Source organism: Microbulbifer epialgicus (assembly GCF_041447265.1).
GTDB classification, from domain to species: Bacteria; Pseudomonadota; Gammaproteobacteria; order Pseudomonadales; family Cellvibrionaceae; genus Microbulbifer; species Microbulbifer epialgicus.
In genome coordinates, this window is the sequence record NZ_JBGMEK010000006.1 from 40,046 (window position 1) to 66,037 (window position 25,992).

At 48.8% G+C, this 25,992-nt stretch carries 22 protein-coding genes; 7 read left to right on the plus strand and 15 right to left on the minus strand.

Annotated features, from left to right (window positions below; genetic code table 11):
* Positions 1-3 precede the first annotated feature (3 nt).
* Positions 4-1,152: a type III PLP-dependent enzyme domain-containing protein gene (locus tag ACCI49_RS04630; RefSeq protein WP_371837807.1), complete on the minus strand. Its 1,149-nt coding sequence runs from the start codon at positions 1,150-1,152 to the stop codon at positions 4-6.
* A gap of 127 nt (positions 1,153-1,279) precedes the next feature.
* The gene (locus tag ACCI49_RS04635; RefSeq protein ID WP_371837808.1) at positions 1,280-2,749 is read right to left on the minus strand and encodes a class I adenylate-forming enzyme family protein; all 1,470 of its coding nucleotides are present in this window, start codon (positions 2,747-2,749) and stop codon (positions 1,280-1,282) included.
* 851 nt (positions 2,750-3,600) lie between these two features.
* Here ACCI49_RS04635 and ACCI49_RS04640 point away from each other — a divergent pair.
* The gene (locus ACCI49_RS04640; RefSeq protein WP_371837809.1) at positions 3,601-5,172 is read left to right on the plus strand and encodes a DUF1254 domain-containing protein; all 1,572 of its coding nucleotides are present in this window, start codon (positions 3,601-3,603) and stop codon (positions 5,170-5,172) included.
* Here ACCI49_RS04640 and ACCI49_RS04645 read toward each other — a convergent pair.
* A complete protein-coding gene (locus ACCI49_RS04645) occupies positions 5,169-6,233 on the minus strand; it encodes an AraC family transcriptional regulator ligand-binding domain-containing protein (RefSeq protein ID WP_371837810.1) in 1,065 nt (354 codons plus the stop codon). The genes ACCI49_RS04640 and ACCI49_RS04645 overlap by 4 nt on opposite strands.
* Before the next feature lie 97 nt (positions 6,234-6,330).
* On the opposite strand from ACCI49_RS04645, the gene ACCI49_RS04650 reads away from it, so the two are divergent.
* The 3 genes from ACCI49_RS04650 to ACCI49_RS04660 all read left to right on the plus strand — a co-directional run bounded on the left by ACCI49_RS04650 (position 6,331) and on the right by ACCI49_RS04660 (position 7,866).
* Positions 6,331-6,660, plus strand: a complete 330-nt coding sequence (locus tag ACCI49_RS04650; RefSeq protein ID WP_371837811.1) for an NAD(P)-binding protein — start codon at positions 6,331-6,333, stop codon at positions 6,658-6,660.
* A gap of 78 nt (positions 6,661-6,738) precedes the next feature.
* Positions 6,739-7,056, plus strand: coding sequence for an NAD(P)/FAD-dependent oxidoreductase (locus ACCI49_RS04655; protein ID WP_371837812.1), 318 nt, complete (start codon positions 6,739-6,741; stop codon positions 7,054-7,056).
* A gap of 57 nt (positions 7,057-7,113) precedes the next feature.
* Entirely contained in the window at positions 7,114-7,866 is a 753-nt protein-coding gene (locus ACCI49_RS04660) for an NAD(P)/FAD-dependent oxidoreductase (protein WP_371837813.1), read from the plus strand.
* 373 nt (positions 7,867-8,239) lie between these two features.
* Here ACCI49_RS04660 and ACCI49_RS04665 read toward each other — a convergent pair whose 3' ends face one another.
* From ACCI49_RS04665 to ACCI49_RS04675, 3 genes are all read right to left on the minus strand, one after another.
* Entirely contained in the window at positions 8,240-10,252 is a 2,013-nt protein-coding gene (locus ACCI49_RS04665; RefSeq protein ID WP_371837814.1) for an alkyl/aryl-sulfatase, read from the minus strand.
* Positions 10,253-10,488: 236 nt separating this feature from the next.
* Positions 10,489-11,643 carry an acyl-CoA dehydrogenase family protein gene (locus ACCI49_RS04670; protein ID WP_371837815.1) on the minus strand — a complete coding sequence of 385 codons (1,155 nt, stop codon included), beginning with the start codon at positions 11,641-11,643 and terminating at the stop codon, positions 10,489-10,491.
* 305 nt (positions 11,644-11,948) lie between these two features.
* Entirely contained in the window at positions 11,949-12,458 is a 510-nt protein-coding gene (locus ACCI49_RS04675; protein WP_371837816.1) for an Lrp/AsnC ligand binding domain-containing protein, read from the minus strand.
* 141 nt (positions 12,459-12,599) lie between these two features.
* Here ACCI49_RS04675 and putA point away from each other — a divergent pair, with 141 nt between their 5' ends.
* The gene (gene putA, locus ACCI49_RS04680; protein WP_371837817.1) at positions 12,600-15,746 is read left to right on the plus strand and encodes a bifunctional proline dehydrogenase/L-glutamate gamma-semialdehyde dehydrogenase PutA; all 3,147 of its coding nucleotides are present in this window, start codon (positions 12,600-12,602) and stop codon (positions 15,744-15,746) included.
* 280 nt (positions 15,747-16,026) lie between these two features.
* Here the strand turns inward: putA and ACCI49_RS04685 are convergent, their stop codons facing one another.
* Positions 16,027-16,617, minus strand: a complete 591-nt coding sequence (locus tag ACCI49_RS04685; protein WP_371837818.1) for an HAD-IA family hydrolase — start codon at positions 16,615-16,617, stop codon at positions 16,027-16,029.
* A 226-nt stretch (positions 16,618-16,843) separates the two neighbouring features.
* On the opposite strand from ACCI49_RS04685, the gene ACCI49_RS04690 reads away from it, so the two are divergent.
* Positions 16,844-18,157, plus strand: coding sequence for an amidase family protein (locus tag ACCI49_RS04690; protein WP_371837819.1), 1,314 nt, complete (start codon positions 16,844-16,846; stop codon positions 18,155-18,157).
* A 146-nt stretch (positions 18,158-18,303) separates the two neighbouring features.
* Here ACCI49_RS04690 and ahr read toward each other — a convergent pair whose 3' ends face one another.
* The 8 genes from ahr to ACCI49_RS04730 all read right to left on the minus strand — a co-directional run bounded on the left by ahr (position 18,304) and on the right by ACCI49_RS04730 (position 25,213).
* Positions 18,304-19,323: an NADPH-dependent aldehyde reductase Ahr gene (gene ahr / locus ACCI49_RS04695; protein WP_371837820.1), complete on the minus strand. Its 1,020-nt coding sequence runs from the start codon at positions 19,321-19,323 to the stop codon at positions 18,304-18,306.
* 170 nt (positions 19,324-19,493) lie between these two features.
* Entirely contained in the window at positions 19,494-19,889 is a 396-nt protein-coding gene (locus ACCI49_RS04700) for a glycine zipper family protein (RefSeq protein ID WP_371837821.1), read from the minus strand.
* Between the two features lie 302 nt (positions 19,890-20,191).
* Complete coding sequence (locus ACCI49_RS04705; protein WP_371837822.1) at positions 20,192-20,686, minus strand: DUF2878 domain-containing protein; 495 nt, start codon at positions 20,684-20,686, stop codon at positions 20,192-20,194.
* A 1-nt stretch (position 20,687) separates the two neighbouring features.
* Entirely contained in the window at positions 20,688-21,953 is a 1,266-nt protein-coding gene (locus tag ACCI49_RS04710) for a class I SAM-dependent methyltransferase (protein ID WP_371837823.1), read from the minus strand.
* A 5-nt stretch (positions 21,954-21,958) separates the two neighbouring features.
* The gene (locus ACCI49_RS04715; protein ID WP_371837824.1) at positions 21,959-22,738 is read right to left on the minus strand and encodes a DUF1365 domain-containing protein; all 780 of its coding nucleotides are present in this window, start codon (positions 22,736-22,738) and stop codon (positions 21,959-21,961) included.
* Between the two features lie 13 nt (positions 22,739-22,751).
* On the minus strand, positions 22,752-24,002 hold the full coding sequence (locus tag ACCI49_RS04720) for an NAD(P)/FAD-dependent oxidoreductase (protein ID WP_371837825.1): 1,251 nt from the start codon (positions 24,000-24,002) through the stop codon (positions 22,752-22,754).
* Entirely contained in the window at positions 24,002-24,748 is a 747-nt protein-coding gene (locus ACCI49_RS04725; RefSeq protein WP_371837826.1) for an SDR family NAD(P)-dependent oxidoreductase, read from the minus strand. The genes ACCI49_RS04720 and ACCI49_RS04725 overlap by 1 nt, the downstream gene beginning before the upstream one ends.
* Before the next feature lie 33 nt (positions 24,749-24,781).
* Positions 24,782-25,213, minus strand: a complete 432-nt coding sequence (locus tag ACCI49_RS04730) for a nuclear transport factor 2 family protein (protein ID WP_371837827.1) — start codon at positions 25,211-25,213, stop codon at positions 24,782-24,784.
* Positions 25,214-25,410: 197 nt separating this feature from the next.
* On the opposite strand from ACCI49_RS04730, the gene ACCI49_RS04735 reads away from it, so the two are divergent.
* Complete coding sequence (locus ACCI49_RS04735; RefSeq protein WP_371837828.1) at positions 25,411-25,989, plus strand: sigma-70 family RNA polymerase sigma factor; 579 nt, start codon at positions 25,411-25,413, stop codon at positions 25,987-25,989.
* Positions 25,990-25,992 lie beyond the last annotated feature (3 nt).

The window sequence follows — 25,992 nt, forward strand, 5'->3', positions numbered from 1 at the left end:
GAACTACTCCATCAGGTAGGATTTAGCGGACGGCAGGCTTAGGAAAGGAGCGACGGTATAGCTCGCGTTATAAGCACCACAATGACTAAAAATAGCCAGATCTCCAGGCTTTACGTCAAACCCTTTAACCTCACCGATCACATCCTCCTTATTACAGGATGTACCGACCAAAAAGCAGCTACCGGCCTCTTCCTCGGGTTTAACTACACTGCCTTCGCGTAAAATCAGGGGTTGGGAGAATCGCTTGAAAGCGCTTTCCGTTTTGGCCAATAGAAAATTCTGGGCCATCCCCCCGTTACAAACACCGTAACGGCGCCCTTCTATCGATTTCACATAGCGCACTTCAGTAACAAAGTAGCCGGCAGACTCCATAATGGCCCGCCCGCTTTCATGGGTAATATTGATATGGGATGGAAATTCTGAAAGAAGACTTCGATATTGGTCAAAATCAAAATTCTCATTTTCCCAGTTCGAATTGAAGCCACCTCCAAGGTTCACAAGCGAGAGCGGGTAACCTAGAGAATCCTCAAATATCTCAACAATTTTTAGTGCAGCTTGCGCAGTAGAGTTAGCAAGCTTGGCAAAACTATATGAGCCACGGAAAACATGGAAGCCAGCAACATCCAGGCCATGCTCCTTACAGGTTTCAAGAGCTCGAATTGCGTCTTTCCAACTTAAACCAAAGTGATCTTTCCGGGTTCCAGCTGGAGGCTCTACAAACTGATCGAGTGTGCTTGGATTCAGGCGCAATATCAGGGGCTTGATCGGCCTCTTGCCCTGAAACTCTCTGATAATTTCCAATTGGAAAAGGTTATCTACTACCAGAGTACACTTACTGGCTATGGCGGCCCGAATAAAGCTTTTGTCCGCTGAAGGGTTGTTGATGTAACGGGGACTCTCACCTCTCGGTAGAAGATTCAATTCCCCCACAGAGGCGATCTCGATACCGTCCTCAAAAATATGCCCACAGCGTACAATGAGATCGAGGCAACTGTTTGCCTTCAACGAGTAAATCAGGGATGTACCCAATTTTTCCTTTAGCTTGCGATAATTATTAGCAACATCTTCAATCGAATATACGTAACAAGGCGTTGAAAATTGTTGTCTATTTTGGTCAAGCTGGGCAACAAGCTTTTCCAAGGAAGCGTTCATGGTATCCCCTAAAGAAATTCAATGTCATTCTTATAATGCGCTTATGTTTCAGTCCTATTAACAATCAACAGGTCTCAGCGCTTTTATTGTTATTCCACTAAAAATAGCTAAAGATAGAAAATCTAGCTCAAGTTTGGAGTTCTTGCTGCAGCAATTTTCTATCTACCTTACTATTTGCAGTCAACTGGATGGTCTCAGCAAATTTTATTTCCCGAGGGGCATAGTCAGCATCCAGGTTTTCTTTTAACCACACCTTAAACTTTTGTTGGCTGTCCTGCGTATTTTCATTTAGCTCTACAACGCAAACAGCAATTTCACTTTGAAATTTGTCTTTTGAACCCATCACAACACTTAGGTGTACCAATGGACACGTATCAATAAGGTTTTCCAAGTCCTTGGGAAATAGGCAGAATCCTGCCTGTTTGATCAGGTCTTTGGAACGCCCCTTGAAATAATAAAACCCTTCATTATCCCTGCTGAACAAATCACCTGTCGCCAGCCAGTTATCATCTCGATACAGGCCATGCACAATAGTCGCACCGCCCTGGGCATTCGGGTCGTAATAAGCCTGCATTACCGCCGAGCCACGTACATATAACTCACCGACTTCGTTTTCTGCTACTTCGCGATAGCTATCTGCATCGCTGTCATATTGAAAAATTCGCGCATCCAGGCCGGGAATTGGCTTCCCAACCGACCCCATTTTCTCCTCCCAAAGCTCGGGCTCCAGGTACATGGCCCGCTTACACTCAGTAAGTCCATACATTGAAAAAATGTTGAGTTGCGAACAGTACTCTTTCCAGGCCCGAATCACATACTCAGATAAATGACCGCCGGTATTGGTGATACTTTTCAGCAGAGAGAGATCCGGCTTCACCAGAGAAACCAGTTTTACTAATGCTGCCCCCATGGCAGGAACGATCGGTAAGATCGTGATTTTATTCTCAGAAAGTGCCTTTAACGCATGAATTGGATTAAAGGACTTATCATAGAGGACAGTCGTGCACTCTTTGTAGAGGGCAAATAGCACTTGGTAAAGACCGTAGTCAAAAGATAGGGGTGAGAGACAGAGAATCCTGTCCTGCTCAGTTAAGCGCAGGTATTGGGTGATTGACTCCAGTGAGGTCAGAACATTCTGATGAGTGAGCATTATTCCTTTTGGCCTGCCCGTGCTACCAGAAGTATAAATAATCAGTGCTAAATCAACCCCGGTAACCCTGGGAGGTACGCAGAACTCGATACGTTTCTGCTCAGAACGATAAGTCTCCAGAGAAACAACATCACCATCCTTGAAAATCACCTTCGCATTACAGTCTGAAGCTACAGATTGCACCGCAGCTTCACTCGCATCACCTTTAACTGGTACTACGGCAAGTCCAAGTCGCCAAGCGGCTAGCATAACGGCTACAGTAAAAATATCGTTATGGGCTCTGACAACAATCCTATCCCCGTTAGAGAGACCTAGACTCTCCTGTTTTAACAGGTCCAGGGCCTCTTCACATTGCGAGGCGGTCAATTTTTCTCCGGTCAGGCTTTCCAAGCTTCCATGCCAAGATTTAGCTAAAACCTTATCGAACAGGTCGGCAAGCGAGAACATTCTTAGTCCAATTAATTATTCTAATTTTTTTAAACTATGGTTTCCTCGTTTTTCTTTTTGAACAACGGGAACCACCTAAATGGGACGGGCATTTTATAGAGTTAGCTCTCCATAATGACAAGCACTATCTTGAATTCCTGTGATGGAGTTTTTATTCAGGCGCCTGAAATCAAGAAAAATCAAAAACTGTTATATTTTTTTACATTGACTTTCTGTGACAAGCGAACATACATCACCTCAAAAAAAGAATTTTAGAACGGTCACTTTGATTGAAATTAATTTTCTGAGCCTGGCATAAAGCGACAAAACAGCCACTTCTAAATGAAATTTATTTACTATTCACATAAATTAATCCAATAATTTTTCATCATCAACTTTGAAAAGTTGGAATAGGTTCCAATATGTAAATTGACAAAATAGGTCACGACAATGACATTTTACAACAGCCAGTACTTAACTTACTCTCAAGTAATTTCTTATCCAGCTTCCAAATTATAATTATTCCCTCGCTCGCGACCGCTTAGTCGCATAGTGAATTCCACTCCCACCCTCCCATTTACTTTTTCTCATAGTTCACTTAAGTGCCCAAAGAATCTGGCTTAAGGCGTCAGGCACAATTATTTTTCCCTTATTGGAAATAATGTCCCGATCAATGGATTTATAAAGAGCCCATCAAGGGAAGCGACTACTATGAAATAGCCAAACTTTCCGTTGTGTGTGTCAGCGCAGGGCTCCTCTTGGGCCCAAAAAGCTCCGGCATGCCAAAAAGTAACAAATGAAAATCTGGGATTTTTTGCCTTTCTTGTCACTTCCCCATACTAGGGGCATTTTTTACAAAGGAGGTACAGACATTGAACGGCTGGCCAATAGCGCCTCTTAGAACGTCTCCCTTTCCCGGCCTAGCTGTGCTGCAGGCAGTATTTTCTCTATTTCTGTTAATTGGGTTGCTCACCGGACATACTCGCGCCGATATAGGTCCAGATACAGTGGAATCCATCAGTACGCCGGATGAGGTGGAGAGTAGTATTGGTTTATTAAAGTTTCGCGACGGTGCGCCTTACCCGGAAACTGCAGAAAAACTATACGACTACTTGGATCATATGCGCGCAGTAGACAGTTTTTTGAAAGGTATCCAGGGCGCGTCGGTACATGCACTAATGAAAGGGGGCCGCGAGCTAGGCGCCAAGTCAGCCAATGAAGTGTTGATATTCGACCGGCTAATGAACTCAGAATCTCTGTTCCTGACTGGCAATACATCTACCATCTATACTCTTGCCTTCCTCGACCTAAAGAGAGATGGCCCTACTGTACTCCATGCCCCTCCAACAGTAATGGGGGCCTTTAACGATGCCTGGTTTCGCTACGCGGAAGCCATAGGCAATTCCGGTCCGGATAAAGGCCGAGGCGGGAAATACTTGGTTCTCCCCCCAGACTTTAAAGGCAACCTTCCCTTCGGTTACTTTCCGGTATACCCCCGCTCTTACCGGGTTTGGGTGTTTATGCGCTCCCCCGGTAACCAAGCACTGGACGAGGCAGTACAAAATGTGAAGGACAACCTGAGGATTTATCCTCTGTCCAAAAAAAATCATCCACCGAGGATGGTGTTTATCAGCGCTTCCGGGAAAGCTTTCAACACAATCCACCCCAGTAACTACAAGTTCTACAAACATCTCAATGAGGTTATTCAGTATGAGTGGATAGGAATGCTCAACCCAGAAACCCGAGGCCTTTTTGCCTCAATCGGTATTGAGAAGGGCAAGGCTTTTAGCCCCAATGAGCGCATGACCAAAATCCTTACAGATGCGGTTGCGATTGGCAATGGCATCGCCCGATCCATCGTATGGTACCCCCGCACCGACAAATCTTTGTCCGACGTCAAGATCTATCCAGGCACAGACAGTGCCTGGGTAATGGCCTTTCCCGGCAAGAATATTTTCTTTAATGGACCGGATGGCAAGACAATCGACAGCGATGCCCGTGTCAGTTATTTTTACCCTTATACTGGTGTTAGCCCGGCGATGACTGCGATTGAGCCAGGCAAGGGGTCCGACTACGCCATTGCCTTTGTAGATGAAAACAAGGAACCCTTCGATGGCTCCAAGAAGTACAAGCTACATCTACCCCCTGATGTCCCGGTAAATGCATTCTGGGCGGTTAATATTTATGACAGCCAGACCCGCTCCCAGCTACAGACAAGCCAGGAATTTCCCTCCGTCAGCAGCCAAAGCAAGGGTATAAAAAGAAACCCTGATGGATCTTACGATATTTACTTCGGGCCCGAAGCGCCGAAAGGCTTTGAGAAAAACTGGCTGGAAACCGTGCCGGACAAGGGCTTCTTCGTTATCCTGCGTCTCTATGGCCCCTTAGGCCCGTGGCTGGAAAAGACTTGGCGCCCCGGAGAGGTGGAACCCACAGAGTATTAATCCGGATTAACTGAACAAGTTCCCTCGAAAAGGTCCGCACGAGTTAATTTACAGCGGTGATTACGGGGAGTATCTGAGAACCAGCGCCTACAAGAATGCTGGAAGGTACTCTGCTCTGCATAACCTAGTAAACCGGTAACCTGCTCCAAGGTAAGAGTGGTATCAGACAGGTACTCTGCAGCCAGCTCCCGACGCACAATATCCAGTAGTCTATCAAAGCGAAGATTTTCCGCAGCTAACCGCCTCTGAAGTGTTCGTGGGTGCAAGCTGAGGTGCGATGCAACCACCGCGACCTGATACTTGCCTGTAGGCAACAACTGCCGTAATAACTTTCTTACTTGCGTCCCTAAGGAGGCTCTTGTGGAAACAAACTGTTGCCCCAGGTAACTTGAGGCCAAGCGCTTGGTAATCGGATCGACCGATGGTAGAAGGCGGTCCAGTAGACTTGAAGGAAACTCCATAGCACAGTAGCCAGACTGGAACTCAACTGGGCAGGCAAAATACTGTTGATAGCAGCGTTCATCAGAAAGCGCACTGTGGGGCAATAGTACCCGCTGGGGTATAGCATCCACACCCATCAGCATGCGCAACATCGCCAACGCATTACCCAGGGTCTGTTCATGAATCTGGGCAAAATAGGATAGCGCTGGATCAATCAAATCGAATACCAGTCGTACGCAGGTAGCCCCAGCTACCGACTCCAGGCGTAGCTGAGTAGCGGTACTATGCAAGGGCATAAACTTCGCTATTGCCTCGACAGCCTCCCTTGGGGAGGTAGAATTACAGGCAATCAGCGCAATCCCCCCCAACCTATCAACGCCCTGGCAAGAAGCCAAGCGAAGCCCAAGATCTACACATCCCAGGCGCTGGGCAGAGACCTCAAGCAATCGCGCTACATCTGGGTGGGGAAGCAAGCGGGCGTCAGATACACCAATATCCAGGGGCATATTAAATTCAGAGAGATAAGACTGGGCATCGCCACCCAAGTCCTTGACCAGCTCGCCATATCCTGTGAGAACACTGGCCCGTATCACGCTACCCAATGCTCCTCCAATGCGCACATTGGCGCCTCATGATAGTTTTTGTCGCAATGTAGCAATAAATCTGCCCCGGTTCCACGCAGTCTATAGAGCCCTATAAACCGGACAGGCAATGATTTTGAAGCCACTTCATTTTGATATATTGATTATCGGTGCTGGCCTCTCTGGCATTGGCGTAGCTTGCCACCTCAGGCGCGAGTGTCCTAACAAACGCTTTGCAATTCTTGAACGGCGACAGCAAATTGGTGGAACCTGGGATTTATTCCGCTACCCAGGAATACGCTCCGATTCAGATATATTCAGCTTTGGCTTCAGCTTCCGTCCTTGGTCGGGGCTCAAGGTGCTGGCCGATGGCCCCTCCATCAGGCAATACATCAAGGATACCGCCGAAGAGTATGCCATTACCAAGCACATTCACTTCGACGTAGACTTGCATAAGGCCAACTAGGACAGTGAGGAAAAACGCTGGTTTATTGAGGGAAAAAATTTAGAAACCGAAGAGCCCCGCCACTATAGCTGCAATTTTTTGATTTCCTGCACGGGTTATTATGATTACCGTCAAGGGTACCTACCGGAGTTCCCGGGAGCAAAGCGTTTTCAGGGGATGTATATTCATCCTCAACACTGGCCTGAAAACCTGGACTACCGCGATAAAACCATTGTCATTATCGGCAGTGGTGCCACAGCGGTCACACTAGTGCCAGCCATGGCAGATGACGCCAAACATATCACCATGCTGCAGCGTTCACCCAGCTACATGATATCTGTACCTGAATTTGACAAAATTTCATTCACGCTTCTGAAGCTCTTACCAAGAGCCTGGGTTTTTAACTTTGCACGCTAGCGTAATATCAAGTTACAACGTTGGCTCTTTAAGGCTTCCAAGCGCTGGCCCAGCTTAATGCGCAGGTTATTCCTACGTGGTATTCGCAAAAGCTTGCCGGCCGATTTCGACATGCGTCATTTCAGCCCCGACTACAACCCCTGGGCCCAGCGCCTCTGCGCCGTGCCCAATAATGACCTGTTTAAGGCCATCAAGTCTGGCAAGGTTTCCATAGAAACCGAGCATATTGAAACATTTACTGAGACGGGCATTCATTTGAAATCAGGTAAAAAGCTGGAAGCGGATATCATCGTTACGGCAACCGGCCTCAATCTACAAATGCTTGGCGGCATTCAACTGTATGTTGATGGTGCATTGACTCCCATTAGTCAAAAACTAACCTATAAGGCAGTACTAATAGAAGACGTCCCCAATATGTCCTGGATTTTTGGGTATACAAATGCTCCATGGACTTTGAAAGCAGACATCGCGGCTCGCTATATTTGCCGGCTTATAAAGCATATGGACAAGCATGATTATCAGGTTTGCCTCGCAACTGACACTGAGGGCTGCGCCGAAACAACTTCCGTAATGAGTGCCCTAAACTCAGGTTATGTACAAAGGGGAAATCATATATTGCCCAGACAGGGGAACAAATATCCCTGGCGCCTCTTAAACAATTATGAGGAAGACTCAAAGATATTACTTAATAACCCTATCGAAGACCCTTTCCTATTCTTTGACTTGCTCCCTGAACCCAAAAACAATCGCGCAGACCCAGTTCACAACGAGATCCAATTTGCCGGCTATGACATCCAAGATACTGACTGAAATTATTATAAGTTAGGTTTATTAAACCTGACACCAAAAAAACTAATATTACATAATTTAAAGGCCGAAGATATCCACTTTCCGCAAAAACTCTAGGTCTCCCTCATGTAGAAAATACTCACCAATACCCGAAATTCTAATATTTTCTCTGGAAATATTCAGTTTCAAATCTGTCAGATTCTCCAGGTCGTCAAATAATAGCTGTGGATTTTGCCCGATCAGCAGGTACTCGTAGGGGTCCGCTCCACGGTTTTGCCTACCGCCCCCCCCGCTCAATCATTAATTTATCAGTGTGAACCCGAGTGAAGAAACTGCACATATTTGTCAACACCTGCTTTTTTCATTGCAACTAAAGCCGGTCGCGGACTGCTCATCAGAAGTCTCCGGTAGAAATTTTTTCCATAGGCTCCGGAGTGACCAGATTCCACCAGAAGTCAAACCGATCCATTAGAGAGAGCAGCATTTTTAGCTGCCCCACATCCCCCACTATTTTTATCGAGCCATCGTCCATTTTTTCCTGGATTGTAGCGCTACCGAGAATAATATCGTTTAAGTCGGTGCGCTTGATGTTGATCGTAGAATGTGGGTCCTCAACTGGGGAACCATAGTTCAACACGGCATTTTCAAGGATCAGAGAATACTGCTCATTGACATCAGGGAGGGTGATATTGATAGAGATCTGCTTACCGGTTGCTCTCGGCCCGTTTAAACGAATCCCCAGGTAATCAAAAATTAGCTCAGTGGGCATACTCCGGATAGTGTCGGCGCTGGCGGTCAACGACACCGGAAACCGCTCAATACCATCGCGTAGCTCCTTGGCACCACTCAGGAAGAAATTTCTCCAGGTGCCATTCTCCTGCTGATAGCCCATTTGCTCCAAGGCATCGGCTAACAATTTTCTCGCCGCCCTGTTATTGGGCTCCGCTGAAACCAGTTTATCCAACACTTCTGCAACCCAACGGTACTCGCCAGCGTCGTAGTCTTTTTTCGCCAACCTAATGATATTGGCCGAGCCCCCCATATATTGCACATACTTTTTGCCAGCGGCGGTGGGTGGCATGGGGTAGAGGCGTGCGGGATTACCATCAAAAAAACCGAGATAATAATTCCACACAGCGCGGGTATCATGATTGACACTACCGTAGTAGCCGCGATTAGCCCAGTACTGGGACAGCTCCGGAGGCAATTTCATCATTTCTGCGGTCTGCACCATGTTATAGCCGTGGTTGGCCAAACGTAGGGTTTGATCGTTCAGATACTTGTAAAGGTCCCGCTGTTTTTTCAAATGGTTGACAACATTCTCTTGCCCCCAGGTTGGCCAATGGTGGGGGGCAAACAGTACTTCCGCCTTGTCTCCCCAACGCTGTATAGTTTCATTGAGATAGCGCGACCAGTCTCGCGCATTGCGCACCTTGGCGCCGCGCAGTGTATAGAGATTATGCAGCGTATGAGTGGCATTTTCAGCCGCGGTTACCGCCTTCAGCTCTGGAATATAGAAATGCATTTCCGCCGGGGCTTCAGAACCAGGAGCCATCAGAAATTCAAAACTCAGGCCATCAATAGTACGAATCTCGCCTGTTTTTGTAATAGTATCGGTGGGCTCAATTAAGGTGACGGTACCTGTGGAGGTCTCCAGGCCTAACCCAGCCCCCAGGGTTCCTTTAGGATCTTTAGGGATTAAATTACCGTACATAAAGCTGGCGCGGCGCGCCATATGGTTGCCAGCAAAAACATTTTCACTGACTGCCTCAACCAGAAAGTCTTTAGGAGCAAAGATTTTAACTTTTCCAGATTTTACATCTTCCTCATCCACCACTCCACGTACACCACCGTAATGATCCACATGGCTGTGTGTATAAATAACCGCAAGCACTGGCTTCCTGCCTCGATGCTTCCGATATAGTCCCAGTGCTACCTTTGCTGTTTCCATCGAGATTAAGGGGTCCATTACAATAACCCCGGTATCCCCTTCAATAAATGTGATATTTGAGAGATCGGCGCTGCGCACTTGGTAGATACGCGGAATCACCTCATAGAGGCCGCCTTCAGATATCAGCTGGAGTTGGCGCCACAGGCTTGGGTTAGCGGTATCCGGAGCAACCCTGTCCCGAGCAAATTGAAAGGCTCCAAGGTTCCAGACAGGCTGTCCTTTCTCATCCTTGATAACGCCATTGTCGGGAAGTGGCGCGATAAATCCACGTTTGACATTTTCAAAATCCTGGCGATTATCAAATGACAGCTCTGTTAGAACCTCCTGGTTGAACTTTTTGGTAGCTACACTCGCCGGATTCGGTGGATCGGCCGAAGAAATCAGAGGAAACTGCAACGACAAGACGAGAACCAGGTGGCTTAAAATAACCGCCATGATCCCATGATTAGCATACATTTTTTCACCCGAAATTAATAACACCCCAAGAACTGCCGACACTACACAGCGGACAAGTGTTCAATGAAACTTTTGGGAAAACAGGGACAGAATTCCTCACTAGAGAATAGGAAGAATTAGGCGGGCGGGTTGGGGGATTCGAAAGCGAGAGGACAAAATGACAGATTTGCAAACGCAAATCAGCCCCTGGCCCCGCTTTCAATACATGGCCAGGGACTGAGAATTATCTCACCAAATCAGCGCACGTCGAGCAGGTGACGTGCGATAATCAGGCGCTGAATCTCGCTGGTACCTTCGTAGATGGTAGTAATGCGCACATCACGACTCATGCGTTCCAACGGATATTCGCGCGTATACCCTACCCCACCATGAATCTGCAACGCTAGGTAACAGGCCTCATTGGCTTTCTCAGTGGCAAATAGCTTGCCCATGGAGGCGGCGGGACCGAAAGCCATGCCGGCATCTTTCTGCCAAGCCGCCTGCAACAGCAAGAGGCGTGCGCCTTCTAACTCTGTGTACTTATCGGCCAGTTGCCACTGTAAACCTTGGAACTGGGCTAGTTTCTTGCCGAATTGCTCACGCTCATGCATATATGCACGGGCACAGTCCATCGCTTCCAGGCCAATCCCCAGCGCCAGGGAACCGATACCGATACGCCCACCGGCCAATTCACCGGCGGCAATACGGAAGCCACGGTTTTCCTCTCCCAGCATATTGCCAGCTGGTATGCGACAGTTGTCGAAAGAGACTTCATTGGTGACTGAGGCTTTCTGTCCCATCTTTTCTTCGGCCTTACCAATGATCAAGCCCGGGGTCCCAGCCTCCACCAAGAAGCAGGAAATGCCCTTGCCCTTTGCCGCGTCTGGGTCTGTTATCGCCCAGACAACAAAGATACCAGCAAACTCAGCGCTACTGATAAACAGCTTGCTGCCGTTCAATACATATTCATCACCTTCCATTATCGCGCGGGTGCGCATAGCCGCTGCATCGGAGCCTGAACCAGGCTCAGTGAGACAGAAAGAACCTGCCGCATATTCACCACTACAAATTTTTGGAAGGTATTTTTGCCGCTGCTCTTCATTACCAACGGCCTGAATTACTTCAGCCACCATATTGGTAACAGAAGTCGTGGTCGCAGTAGAAGCACAGCCACGAGCGAGTTCAGTAATCGCCAGGCTGAAAGCGATAGTACCAGCGCCGGTGCCACCGTAATTGGGGTCGACATTGATCCCCATAAACCCCAGCTCGGCCAGCTCTTTAAGTTTTTCCAGCATCAGGGGGCGATTGCCAGTTTTATCAAGTTCCGCAGCTATGGGCTTCAGTTCGCTCTCGGCAAACTGCCGTGCAGCTTCCTGGATCATCTGCTGCTCTTCGCTCAGTGAAAAATCCATATAGTACCTACTTTATCGTTATCGCGATCCGGTTAGGCGGCACAGGGTACCGCCCGCCAAATTCTACCGAGGATAATAAAATCTCGATCGACAATGATTGCCAATTCGCGCAATTCCACAGTGAAATCCGCAATCAATAACAAACATAGTCCTGCAGAGAAGGCAATTGAGTTTACGCCCCGGCCTGGGGCATATGCTGGATGCCACACCATTGAGCAGTCACTCTTTCATATACCTTGGCGATCTAATCGGTTGATTTTCTGCTCAAAGGCGCGCGTCCTATTAACATTGGACACCCACCCGACTTAACGCCGGGTGGATTTGGTCTTAGGCTCGGGGTCAGGCACCGCTACAGCGGTATCCGTCTTAACTTCCTCCATCACCACATAGGTGTGGGTTTCGCGAACACCCGGCACAGAAGCCAGCTTCTCTCCAAGAAAACGGCGGTATCCGAGCATATCCTTTATACGAATCTTCACAAGGTAGTCAAAGCCACCGGCCACCATATGGCACTCCTGCACTTCCTCCAGGCCAGACACATGTTGGTTAAAGGCTTCCAGGGCTTCCGTGGCGGTATTGGTCAGGGTCACCTGGATATACACCACCAAGCCGGCATGAACCTTGAGCGGGTCCAGCAACGCTACATAGTCGCGAATAAACCCCTCTCGCTCAAGGCGCTTGACCCGCTCCAAGCACGGAGTGGGACTGAGGTTAACCCGGCGTGCCAACTCTACGTTTGGCAGTCGTCCATGGCGTTGCAGGATTCGCAGTATTTGGCGATCGATACGATCGAGATCTTCCAACTGTCGAGACATTACAAAATACCCTACTGGCAATCACGCAATTAGGCGTGATATTTAACCACAACCGGCGTCAAAATGGCGATTAATTCTAAGCACTTTCGCACATAATCCGGTTTTTTATTCTGACCCTAGATATAGAGCTTGGGAGACGATATGTCGACAAACTTCGCCGGAGACCTACAAAGTGCCCGAGAGCGGGCACGCGAGTATTTACACGCCGACGAAAACCAATGCGTCAGTGAGCTCCTGGCCGCCCCGCGCCCCAGTGACGCCCTGCGTAAGAAGATCCTGAACACCTCGCGCGAGTTGGTTCGCCATTCCCGGCAGCAGCGCAGCAAGCGTGGCACTCTGGATGCCTTCCTGCAGCAATTCGGCCTTTCCAATAAGGAGGGCGTGGCCCTAATGTGCCTGGCGGAGTCTCTACTTAGGGTCCCCGATGCCGATACTGCCGACAAACTTATTGCTGAGAAAGTGCATTCCGGCAACTGGTCCAGCCATCGTGGCCAGTCTGATTCACTGTTCGTAAATGCCTCTACCTGGGGTTTAATGCTCACTGGCAGCGTAGTCGAACTGGACCCGGATATTACCGAGCAGCCCTCCCACTGGATGAAGCGCCTCATTAGCCGTATCGGCGAACCTATGGTGCGCACCTCTATGATGCAGGCCATGAAAATCATGGGCGGCCAGTATGTGTTGGGCCGCACCATAGAGGAAGCGCTGAAGCGCGGCCCCAAGGAAAACTTGCCCGGCACCCGCTTCTCGTTCGATATGCTCGGCGAAGGCGCGCGTACAATGGCGGATGCCCAGCGCTATTTCGATGCCTATATGATGGCTATTGAAGCTATCGGCAAAGACAACACCAAGCGTGATGTTGTCGAGGCAAACGGTATTTCTATCAAACTCTCTGCACTGCATCCGCGCTACAGCGTCTTGCAGCGCGAACGCGTTATGGGCGAATTACTGCCACAGGTGAAGCGCTTGTGTGTGGCTGCTGCCAAGTATGATATGGGCTTGAATATCGACGCGGAAGAAGTGGATCGCCTGGATATCTCTCTGGATATTTTCGAGGCCCTGGCCCGCGACCCAGAGATAAAAGACTGGCAAGGTCTTGGCTTTGTTCTGCAGGCCTACCAGAAACGTGCCCCTCACGTAGCCGACTGGCTGATTGCACTCGGCCGTGATACCGGCCGTAAACTGATGGTACGACTGGTAAAAGGCGCCTACTGGGACAGTGAGATCAAGCACTCCCAACAAATGGGCCTCACCGACTATCCGGTTTACACTCGCAAGTGCCACACAGACTTGTCTTACCAGATCTGTGCAAAAAAATTGCTGGATGCTGGTAATGCCATCTACCCACAGTTCGCTACCCACAACGCCTACACCGTGGGCTTGATTTTGGAGCTTGCCGGCGAGCGGACCGATTTTGAATTCCAGCGCCTGCACGGCATGGGCCATCTGCTCTACGCGCAAATTGAGGCCGTACACGGAAAGCGCGTACCCATAAGGGTTTACGCTCCAGTGGGTGCCCACCGCGATCTACTCCCCTACCTGGTACGCCGCCTACTTGAAAATGGCGCCAACAGCTCATTCGTCAACCGTTTCATGGATGAGGAAACCCCTATTGAGTCACTGGTACAGGACACTCTCGACCTGAGTGAAGCCTGCAATCCATACCGCCACCCACAAATCCCAGTACCGGAGAATATCTATATGGGCGCAGAGGCCCTGCCAAGAAAAAACTCACACGGCATTGAATTGAGCGACCCTCAGGCCGTCGGCCCCCTGCTCGAAGAGCTGGCCAAACAACGCGGCAAGCACTTCCTCGGTGGCCCCATCGTCAATGGCGTTATGGGCAAAGCGGAAGAGCCGGTTTACAACCCAGCTAATGGCGAGGTCATTGGCCACACCGCAAACACTGATAAACACCTGATCGAACAAGCTTACGCCTCAGCCATCGAAGCACAGATTGGCTGGGACCGCCTTGGCGGCAACGAGCGTGCCACTATTCTCGATAGAATCGCCGACTTCTACGAAAAGAAAGCCAACGAACTGGCGGCCATTATCTGCCTGGAAGCTGGCCGCACGCTCAACGATGGCATCAGTGAAGTGCGTGAGGCAGTAGACTTCTGCCGCTATTACGCTAACGCCGCACGCCAACACTTCAGCGAACCCACAGAACTCCCGGGACCTACCGGTGAGCAAAACCAATTGTACCTTGGTGGACGAGGTGTGTTCGTCGCCATCAGCCCATGGAACTTTCCGCTGGCTATTTTCACCGGCCAAGTGGTGGCGGCTCTCGCCGCCGGTAATACCGTACTGGCAAAACCTGCTGAGCAGACTCCAATTATCGCAGCCCACGCTGTGCGCCTGATGCTCGACGCAGGTGTACCGGCTAAAGTACTGCACCTGATTACCGGCACTGGCGCAGCCGTGGGTAAACTACTGATTGAAGATCCTCGCCTGGGGGGTGTAGCTTTCACTGGTTCCACAGAAACTGCGCGGCTGATCAATCAGCAGTTGGCTGAGAAAGAGGGTCCGATTGTTCCGCTGATCGCTGAAACCGGCGGCCAAAATGTGATGATCGTAGATTCCACCGCCCTGCCCGAGCAGGTCGTGGATGACGTCATCCAATCTGCCTTCCTCAGCGCCGGCCAGCGCTGCTCCGCATTGCGCATTCTCTGCGTACAGGATGTGATCGCAGACAACTTGCTCAACATGTTGAAAGGCGCCTGTGAAGAGCTTACCTTGGGCGACCCCGGCAAGCTGGCTACCGATATCGGTCCGGTGATCGACGGAAAAGCCCTAAATTTACTTGAAGCGCACCGCGAACGTATGGATAAAGAAGGGAAGCCACTGTTTACTTTCGACAAAGACAAAAAACCAGGCAAAGGCACCTTCTTCGGCCCACAGGTAGTGGAAATCGAAGATTTCTCTGTACTCAAGCGTGAGGTCTTCGGCCCCTTCCTGCACGTAGTGCGCTTTAAAGCCGAAGAACTGGAAGACGTAATCCGCCGCATCAACGCTACCGGTTACGGCCTCACCTTCGGCCTGCACTCCCGTATCGAAGGCCGCGCCGATGCAGTATTCAAACGTGTAAACGTTGGCAACTGCTACGTAAACCGGGATATGGTAGGCGCAGTAGTAGGAGTAAACCCATTCGGCGGCCAAGGCCTTTCCGGCACCGGCTTCAAAGCGGGTGGGCCCCACTACCTGTTCCGCTTCGCAACAGAGAAGACAAAAACCATCAATACAGTCGCTACCGGCGGCAATACACAATTGTTCAGCTTGGGGCAGTAATTATTTGAAATGGTGAAAGCGGGCCAACGCCCGCTTTTTTCTTTTCTGCCCTATCTCGCTGGGCACAAGCCGGTGTATACAACCCACACATCATTGTTCAGTTTTGGAGCCTGATATTTCATATCGAGATAAAAGATATGAGCCGCAGTGCCCCTTGTAGGCTTTAAGAACCTCTGAGTAATTCCGTGATAACTCTGACTTTCAGAACGGCCAAAATCAACAAGAAAGGAACACCATTCAAGAAAATCAATAAATAACAAAACTCTCTTTTGATGAGTCATCATGCTAAGGATAGGTCAACTTTAGATAGCAAGGCGACAACTTCCAAAAATCCACGAGTTAAATACGAATTAATTCCTACTCTGCTGGCAGCAGCAACATTTTCTATATTGTCGTCCATGAACATAATTTTATTAGGATGGATAGCAAATTTCTCAATCGCATACTGGAAGAATCTTACATCTGGTTTTGCCATTCCGACTTGATGAGAAGCAATGATAGAATCAAAATAACAAGGTGCTTGAAACTCCTCAGTTATTCTCGACCAATGTATTTCATTAGTATTCGTTAGCGCAGAAATCTTGCAGTTTGCTTTTAGCCTATTTAACAGATCAATTGCTCCCGGATAAAAGCCTTTTGGCCAGGCTTTAAAGTGAGAAATAATATCCTCGACAGACTGCTCCAGAAGTAGATCTTTCTTAACCGCACATGCAAACTCCTCTGAAGAAATAAGCCCAACTTCAAATTTTCTTACCGTTTCAGATAGTAACCAGTCAGATAGCTGAGGATGGTATGTGGGCAGGGGGGAGTCATTTAGCTCTATAAGCACCCCTCCAAGATCGAACAATAGCAACTCAATATCTAATCCCATATCCTTATTCCTACTTATTATCATTACTTTGAAAAGAGCTCAGCTAAAACTCCCATTAATTTTCTTTTGCCACGACATTCGCTTACGCAGCACAAATATGTCACCAAGTCACAATCCAGTGCACTAATATCAGGGTTAACTTATTTAACGTTTGGTTGACAGTATGCCATGTTCGATCATTGAGCTAGCAGAAAAGGTTCGCACCGGAGATTCGACAGCAACCTCGTTGATCGAAGAGTCTCTTGATAAAGCTGCCACTAATAAGGCACTAAATGCTTTTATCACAATAGATAAAGAGTGTGCGCTAGCTGCTGCACAGAAAGTAGATGACTTAGTAGCTACAAAGCAAGACACAGGGCCTTTATGTGGCATCCCTTTGGTTATCAAAGACAATATTAACGTTGAAGGTATGCGAACTACTGCCGGCACACCAGGTATTGATTTCATTGCCAGAAGCTCAGCCCCAGTTGTTGAACAACTTGTTGAAGCCAACGCGATTATTATCGGAAAATCCAATATGCATGAATTGGCATTTGGAGTGACATCAAATAATACAGCATTTGGCGCCGTAAGAAACCCCAAGGATCTAGCATGTTTTCCAGGGGGGTCATCTGGTGGCACCGCTTCCGCCATTGCAGCAGGTATAGTACCAGCAGGCTTGGGCACGGATACCGCTGGCTCCGTCAGGCTGCCGGCTGCTTTAACTGGTATTGTTGGCTTTCGCCCAACAACCCAAAGCTTGGATCAGGAAGGTGTTGTCCCCTCTGTGCCGACCTTTGATGTAGTGGGCCCGATGTCGCAGAGCGTGGCGGACACTGCCTATCTTTATAAGTTGATGGGCAGCAACTGCATGCCCCAAGATAAAAAGATCACAGGATTGCGATTAGGCGTAGCACGTCCACACTCAGATGAGCTTTCCTCCAGAGTTAGCTCTGCGTTTCTGCAAGCCCAGAATCGACTAGTTAGAGCTGGGGCAACGTTGGTTAGTATAGATTTGTCTAATGTTGTCAATGCTGCTTTTGAAGTGGGGTTTCCAATTGGGTTCTATCAAATGAAGTCTGCAATGACCACTTTTCTAGCGAAGTTTCAACCTGACACCAGCCTTGAAGACCTAGTAGATAAAATTGCCAGTACTGATGTAAAAGCGGTATATCAAGAATCCGTATTGGGGAAAAATGCTCCATCAGAGAAAAAATACAGATGGGCTTTAGGGGAGTTAACTGAAATACAGCAGGAATACCTAAACATAGTGCGGCGGCACGGAGTTGACGCTGTCATTTTCCCTACAGCACCCATTGAAGCGCAACCACTTTTGACATCATCTGAATTTATCACTCTCAATGGAATCAAAATACCAACTCTATCGCTCTATCTCCGTAACCTTGCTTCCACATCGGTTTGTAGCGCCCCAGGAATAACCATCCCCATTGGAGGCACCGATTCAGGGCTGCCTGTAGGGCTTGAGTTAGATGGTCGGCCAGATGAAGATCTGGAGCTCCTTGCTATTGCCACAGCAGTAGAATCAGCTTTAAATTCTTAACCTCGCCTTACTACCGGGTCGGAAGTAAAACATACACGTCTCTCACGACACGCTGTGAATAATTCCCTATGCACTCGCAATTGACATTCATATCTCATGCATTCCCGAGTGAATTGTATTATTCTCCCCCCGCATTTAATAAACTTTTATTCTTTTCTGGATAATACAATCCGGTATTTAGATTTCCCCGACTTCAAATGTTTGAATGCCTCCTCTATTTGGCTCATAGGATAAATCTCTACCTGGGGGCTGATTTTGTGATGAGCAACGAAGTCGAGCATGGTTTCCATCGTAGCCGGGCTGCCTACGGGTGAGGCAGAAATTGAGCGCTGACCACGGATCATCGGAAAAAGGCTGAACTGAATAGGGTTGACAATAGCACCAACAAAATGCAGCTGCCCTTTTGGCTTCAATGCCTGTAAATAGAGATCCCACTCTAAATTGACATTAACGGTGGAAATAATGAAGTCAAAACTCATGGACGCCGATTTGATTTCACTGGGATCTCGCGAATTCAAAGTATCATGGGCACCAAGGGCGAGAGCTTCCTTTTTCTTGTGCTCGCTTGAGGTAAAAGCTGTGACTTCACAGCCCCATGCATTCAGGAACATCAATGCCAAGTGCCCTAATCCCCCAATACCAATGACTGCTACTTTATCGGTGGGTTTTATATTGAACTGAACCAAGGGATTAAACACCGTAATTCCACCACATAACAATGGTCCGGCAGAAACAAGGTCAATACCTTCTGGAATAACCACCAGACTGCACATATCGGCACGGACCTTATCAGCAAAGCCGCCGTTAGTCAGGATGGTAAAACGTGCTTCAGTGCAAAGGTTATGGTTACCCAGTCGGCAGGAATGGCAGGTTTCACAGTAGCCGGAATTCCAGCCCAGGCCGACGATCATGCCTGGTTTGAAATGACTGGCTTGCTCTCCCGTAGCGGTGACGCGCCCAATCACTTCATGTCCAGCCACCATAGGGTACTTCGATCTACCCCACTCATCCTCAATCATGCTCAGATCGCTGTGGCAGACACCACAGTAGAGCACATCCAGCTCTACCTCCGTTGCACCTAGCGCACCAAGCTTAATCTGGTGCAGCTGAAATGGACCACCGGCCTCCATTACTGCATAAGCATTGATAGTATTGTTACTGGACATAGAATACTCCCAACGTGTGGTCCACTATCTTGCGCTTCGAGCAACAAAGATAACCGGGCAGCGCAGCCACAAAAAAAAAGCCGGGGATCACCCGGCCCAAGACAAGTCCTGTGAGGTTGCCGAATATCAAAGGACCTACGAGAAACCTCGACCGGTCCCTGGAGGGGAAGTCAGTTCAGTACACGATAGCCGCGACCGCGAAGACAGTTCTTAATAATCTGGTTAGCCTCAGCTCCGGCACCACCCGCACCGGAAAGCCCCCCCACCAGAGCACCGGCGCCAGCACCCGCGGCTGCCGCACGACCACTATCTCCGACAATGGCCCCTAGCGTGCCACCCACTACCGCCCCTCCGGCTGCGCCAACTAAGCCGCGACGACCTTGGTCGCTATAAGTGGAATAGGCAATGCCCTTACATTCTGAAAGATCGATTTGATACTGATTCATATTGACCCCCCAGGTATCAATCACGATTCCCCCGGCACCGGGCACCTGCTCCGGCTGAGCGGCGCACCCAATCAGTAGAGCCATACAAATTCCAGCGGCAGCAGTAATACCAGTATTCATCAAACACCCCTTACAGCTAGTGCCAAGAGATAGCGGTGTTGTCACGCATTTCTACTTTAGGTTTAGCCCTTGGTGGAAGTTGGCGCCAGTTACCCAGAAAAGAAAAATCGGAAAACTATGGCCATTCAGTCAGCTGTATCAAATTGAAATGAGCAATTTAAAAAAACTGACAATGGCTAAGACGGCTCTATCAAGAACTCTACTGGAAGAAAACTTTCAATCGCCAGGACAGTCAATAGCTCAAACATGCTTCACTCTATTCAACTATTCTTAACATCCTGGTTTGCTGGATTCTTGAATACCTATTTAATAGCACGTGCCAATCTGGCAAAACCCAGCAACATGAGAGCCCAAAGCAGCGACAGCAGCAATAGAGATTGCCAAAGCGGCTGGTGCAACTTAACCGTGCCATTCAGTAGGGCACCCGTATAGTAACTAAAAGGTCCAAAAAAACCACCCAGCAATACAGCCAACCATAATTTGCGCTGTAAAAACACTAAGCTGTAACGAAGTGTCATGGCAAAGTTCAGCCACAAACAGATCAACCATATAGGCGGCCAGAGACTACCACTCCGATTCTGTAATATCCCCAGATGAAAAAGTACTGAATCCACCGTCACCCCAAACAGGAAGACCACACCAAGCCAGAGGGACTCCCAGCGCAAATTAGCTATAAAAATCAAATGAATAGACAGATTTAACAAGGTAAATGGCACTACAATCCAAGGTCGGGCTACGATCACACACAGGGGCCATGCGATATCGAACAGTAGAGCATTGGCGAAAAATCGCCACATATTAGAAACCGCCTAAATATCGGGGCTTAGCGAAAGTAAATTGTGCAGTACTGATTACGCGCTGCATAAACCCACCCTCGCAATAGCACAAGTAGAATTCCCACATGCGGATAAAGCGCTCATCGAAACCAAGTGCGCGTACCTTGTCAATATATTTAAAAAAGGCTCTGCGCCAGTAGCTGATAGTACGAGCATAATGTTCAGTGATATCTTCCAGGCAAACAATCTGCATATCTGTGGCCGTAGCAACATGATAAGCAACCACCTGATTTGAAGGTAGGCAACCGCCTGGGAAAATGTAGTGTTGTATAAAGTCGACTTCCTTGCGATATTGTTGGTAACGCTGATCTTGAATAGTGATGGCTTGCATTAACATCAAACCATCTTCTTTGAGTAACTGACTGCAAGTGGAGAAAAACTCCCGGTGGAATTCATGCCCAACAGCCTCCACCATTTCGATCGAAAGTAGCTTGTCGTATTGCCCCTGTAGATCGCGATAATCTTGTAATAATATGGTGACTTTATCCTGTAATCCCTCCCTCTCTACCCATAGACGGGCATATTCGTACTGCTCTTCAGAAATTGTTGCACTAGTCACCCGGCAGCCAGATTGTTTCGCCGCATAAATAGCCATGCCTCCCCATCCAGTGCCGATTTCAAGCAGGTGGTCACTTGGCTTTAACTGCAGCTTGCGACAAACATGCTCCATTTTATTTAATGAGGCTTCATAAAGCGTGGTGTGTGCCGAAGGAAAGATCGCCGAAGAGTAAAGCATGGTTTTATCGAGAAAAAGCTTGAAAAAATCATTGCCCAGATCATAGTGTGCTGCGATATTTTTGCGCGAGCCGCGACGATTATTAGAATTCAAATAATGTAAGCTGCGCAAGAGCATTCGCGGTAAATGGCTCCAACGGCCGTCCATATCTTCAATCAGTGACATGTTATCGACCATCAAACGAATTACATTCAATAAGTTTGGCGACGTCCAGGCTCCCTGCATATACGCTTCGCCGGAACCGATGGTTCCATTGAGCAAAACCTGTACGTAAGCGCTACCATCTTGCACTTTAATATGTGCACTGACACCAGCCTGTCCTGATGGCAGGCCAAATTGATAGCTTTCTCCCCCCTCCTCTATAACCAGCTGTCCAATCGCAATGACTCGCATTTTATTTAATACCAGCTTTCGAGCGAGCCGGATAATCCAAGGCTGGTATACCTTTATGGTGGTCTGCGATGACTGCTGGGAATGCTGCGCAGCTTTCATAGGTGTTATTCTCCTCCATGAGTCCCGTGTTTCTCATTCGGATGAGAAAAAACGGGAGTACGCTTGACCCACAACTTCAGCGCTTGCCAGTAAATCGTGACAATTACTTTTAGGGTCATGAATGGATACCGGATCAGGATACGATTGAGTAGGGCTCCGCTTATTTCATGCCGACGCAGGCTCAAAATCGCATCAAATAGAGGGCCTTCCCCCCCTACTGTATGATTATTAAAACTCTGTAAACAGGCTGTGAGCCGATCACCCGGGATGGTACTGCGCCAATGGTACCTCTGGGACATGGGCATAAATGGGGAGACATGAAAAGACTTTGCAAATGTAGCTTTCTGAACCCTGGCATTTGAGCGACAGTCCAACACATAACTATGGCGCTCCTTCCACGGCGTATTATGCACATCCAGCAGCAGCCAACATACATCCCTGCCTTCCTCATTAAAAAAGTAGTAGACGCTGATGGGGTTCATGTTGTAACCAAAGTAGCGCCAATTAGCGAGGAGGCGCACGGGCCCCTTCGGGCACTCGCCTGTCGCCTCCTCTATTCTGCGACGCACAGCCTCATCCAGGGGCAACGCAGGATCTCCAAAGAAATCGGCCCGACAAAATCGCGCAGGTGCCCAAGGTTTTTTTGACCACCAGGGCGAAAGAGAACAGAGGTTGTCTACCTCTGCCAGATCCACATACACCATAAAAACCTTGTAACGAAACTGATTCTGATGCGGCGTAAAGCGACGGTGCTGTACCCAACCTGTATAAATCGCACTCTCCACTAAATATATCCCTTCACCAGCGCACCCCCAGACTTTCTGCCACCCGCAATGCGCTGTTTACACCATCCTCATGAAAGCCATTAGCCCAATAAGCCCCACAAAACCAAGTGCGATTCACCCCATTAATTAGAGGCCACTGCTGTTGAGCCTGGGAAGCTGTCAATGAAAACTGCGGATGAGCATATTCAAAATGTGCGAGGATTTTGTATGGGTCTATACGCTTCTCCGCATTTAAGGTAACGCAATAAGTTTTTCTCGTTTTCAACCCTTGTAGGATATTCATGTTATAAGTAAGAATCGGCAGCTGGTTCCGCTCTGTAACTAAGCGGTAGTTCCAGCTTGACCAACTACGCCTGTGGCGTGGCAGCATAGTAGTATCTGTATGTAGGACAACTTCATTAAGGGTATAGGGAATGGCACCGAGGACCTGCCGCTCCATCGCTGTAGCATCGCCCAGGCATTGCAAAGCCTGATCCGAGTGGCAGGCAAATACTATCGCATCAAAAGAACATTCCTCTCCTGTGGATACTATCAATTCCACCCCCTTGCCGGTACGTCGCACAGACCGTACCGGGGTAGAAAGCCGTATCTTGTCGGCGTAAGGCGCTTTCAGCGGACCAATGTAGGAACGCGACCCCCCGTGTATTACTTGCCACTGGGGGCGCCGCAGCAAATTCAGTAGGCCGTGATTTAAAAAGAAGCGCACAAAGAAGTCGACTGAAAACTCCAACACCTGCGCGAAACTGGCGGACCAAATAGCCGAACCCATGGGCACTAGGTAGCGATTAGTAAATTCCGTCGAATAGCCATTGGCGGGCAGGTATTCTCCTAGGGTCAATCCATCATGCAGACGCCCCTCACGCCAATCTCGCAGCGCACTGCGGTTAAACCGCATAATATCCCATAGCATACGCCAGTGACCTGCACTGAAGAGGCTGGATCGTTGAGAAAAAAGGGAGTTCAGGTTATTACCCGCATACTCAAAGTCTTCCTTATCGCAGCGCACGCTAAACCCCATGGAAGTCGGCTGCGACCTAATGCCAAGCTCATCCAGCAAGCGAATAAAATTCGGATAGGTCCAATCGTTGAATACGATAAAGCCAGTATCAATTGCTAACGGGCGATCCCCCTCCTTCACCTCAACGGTTGCAGTATGTCCTCCCAGGCGACTTTTTGCTTCAAAAAGAGTAATTTCATGTTTACGGCTCAATAGATAGGCAGCGGTAAGTCCAGAAATACCACTGCCCACAATGGCAATACGCATCAGTCTTTCCTTAAAGTGCGAATCCTGCTTATTTTAGGTGCGCAAAAACGGAACCAGAGAAACCGGAAAAAACCCAAAAATCGCAATGGCCAGCTCAAGCGCCTGGGAAAATCGATATTGGATCTTTCTTTGGCAATCCCATCTTCAATATATTTTGCGGCCCGCTCCGCGCTGATTAATGTGGGCATCTTAAAATCATTGCGTGCAGTAAGCGGGGTATCTACAAAGCCCGGTCGAATACATATAACTTTAAAGTTTGTATTACAGACATCGGCACGCACGGATTGCAAAAAATAGTCCAGGGCAGCCTTGGAACTGCCGTAAGCTTCCGCCCGCGGGAAAGGTACTACAGATGAGAGACTGCTTAGTGCGGCAAATACTGGGGAAGAGCTGGCAGTAAGTAATGGCAAGGCGATGCGCAAGGTATTTACCACACCAAAAAAATTGGCATCGAATACCCGACGGTACATTGCACTTTCAAGTCGCAGACCATCGTCATATTCACAGGTGCCAGCGCAGGCGATCACTATATCCAGATGATCAGTCAACTCTGCCAGTCGCTCAGGAACAACATCCATAGCATCATCATCTGCGACATCACATTGGAGGATACCTATTCGCTTGGGGGAGCACTTTTGCAATTCGGCCAACGCCTGCTGCCTACGACCTGAGGCGATTACAAAATTCTTGTGTTTGGCAAGGCGGAGCGTCAGGGCCCGACCAATACCGGAGCTGGCACCTGTCACCCATATCGTCTTTTCGCAAATTTCCCCCACTAATCAACCCTGCCTAAGACGCGATTTGATTTTGCGTACCAAGGAGCCCAGTAAGGGCACCTGCTCATAGACCATGGCCCCCATATCGTAAAAATCCTCGTGGTAAAACACCTTGTCGGAAAAGCGCAGTAAACTGCAGCCACGCAAACACAATGGGCGCCCCCCTTTTAAGGACTGGTGCGCATAGTGCATATACCATGGCAGACAAGCACTGTCTCGGGTAATGGATGCCTCCTCAAAACGGAAGCGACACTGGGTAAGTCCTCGGCTCATCTCCCGAAAGTGTGCTTTTAGTGCTGGGAGCCCTTCAATCCGGTAAAGGGGGTCGCGAAAAACTATATCATCGCTATATATTTTGCCCAGACCCGCCGGGTCCCGTACAAGAAAATCCCCATAATAACTTTCAACCTCCTTAATCAGTGTTCGACTGCTCATAGTTCCTTCCGCGATATTCAACACTGCCCATCCACCACGTCTACGGCTTCGCCGTTTATATGGATCACAACCGAGAATCAAAAAAACTTCTCAAAAACCACATCCATATGGATTTATCGAGCGTAGTAAGGATCGACAATACAATAAATAGCGCTAAGATGGCGCAAAGACAAAAACTCAATAGCAATGGAATTGCAGTGAGAGCTCCCAAGGATTGTGAAGATGACTGGAGCGCGTTACTCATGCAGGTCGGTACTCAGCGAGACCGACAGGCGTTCGAGCGCGTATTTCGACGTTTTGCGCCCCTGATAAAAGGATTTCATCACAGCCGCAGCACCCAGGCCCTCAATAGTGAGACTGCTGATGAACTCGTTCAGGAAGTGATGCTTAAGGTCTGGCACAAGGCCCCCAGTTTTGACCGGGGCAAAGCCTCTGCCAGCACCTGGATCTATAGCATTATGCGTAACTGCCGCATCGACATGCTGCGGCGCAACCAGCGCCACCGGCACAGGGATGGCGATATTGATGTAGCCGACATCTGGGACGAAACCCTGGAAAGCCAGCCCCTGCTTTTTCTACAACAGAAACGCAATGAACGGGATATTGCCGATGGGCTGCGCGCACTGCCAGCAGAGCAGAGCCATATCCTGGAGAAGGCCTATATGGAGGGGAAATCCCACAGTGAGATTTCAGAAGAGCTGCGCCTGCCACTGGGAACAGTAAAATCCCGAGTGCGGCTGGCGATGAAGAAACTTCAAGCTCGATTTGTCAGGTAATCA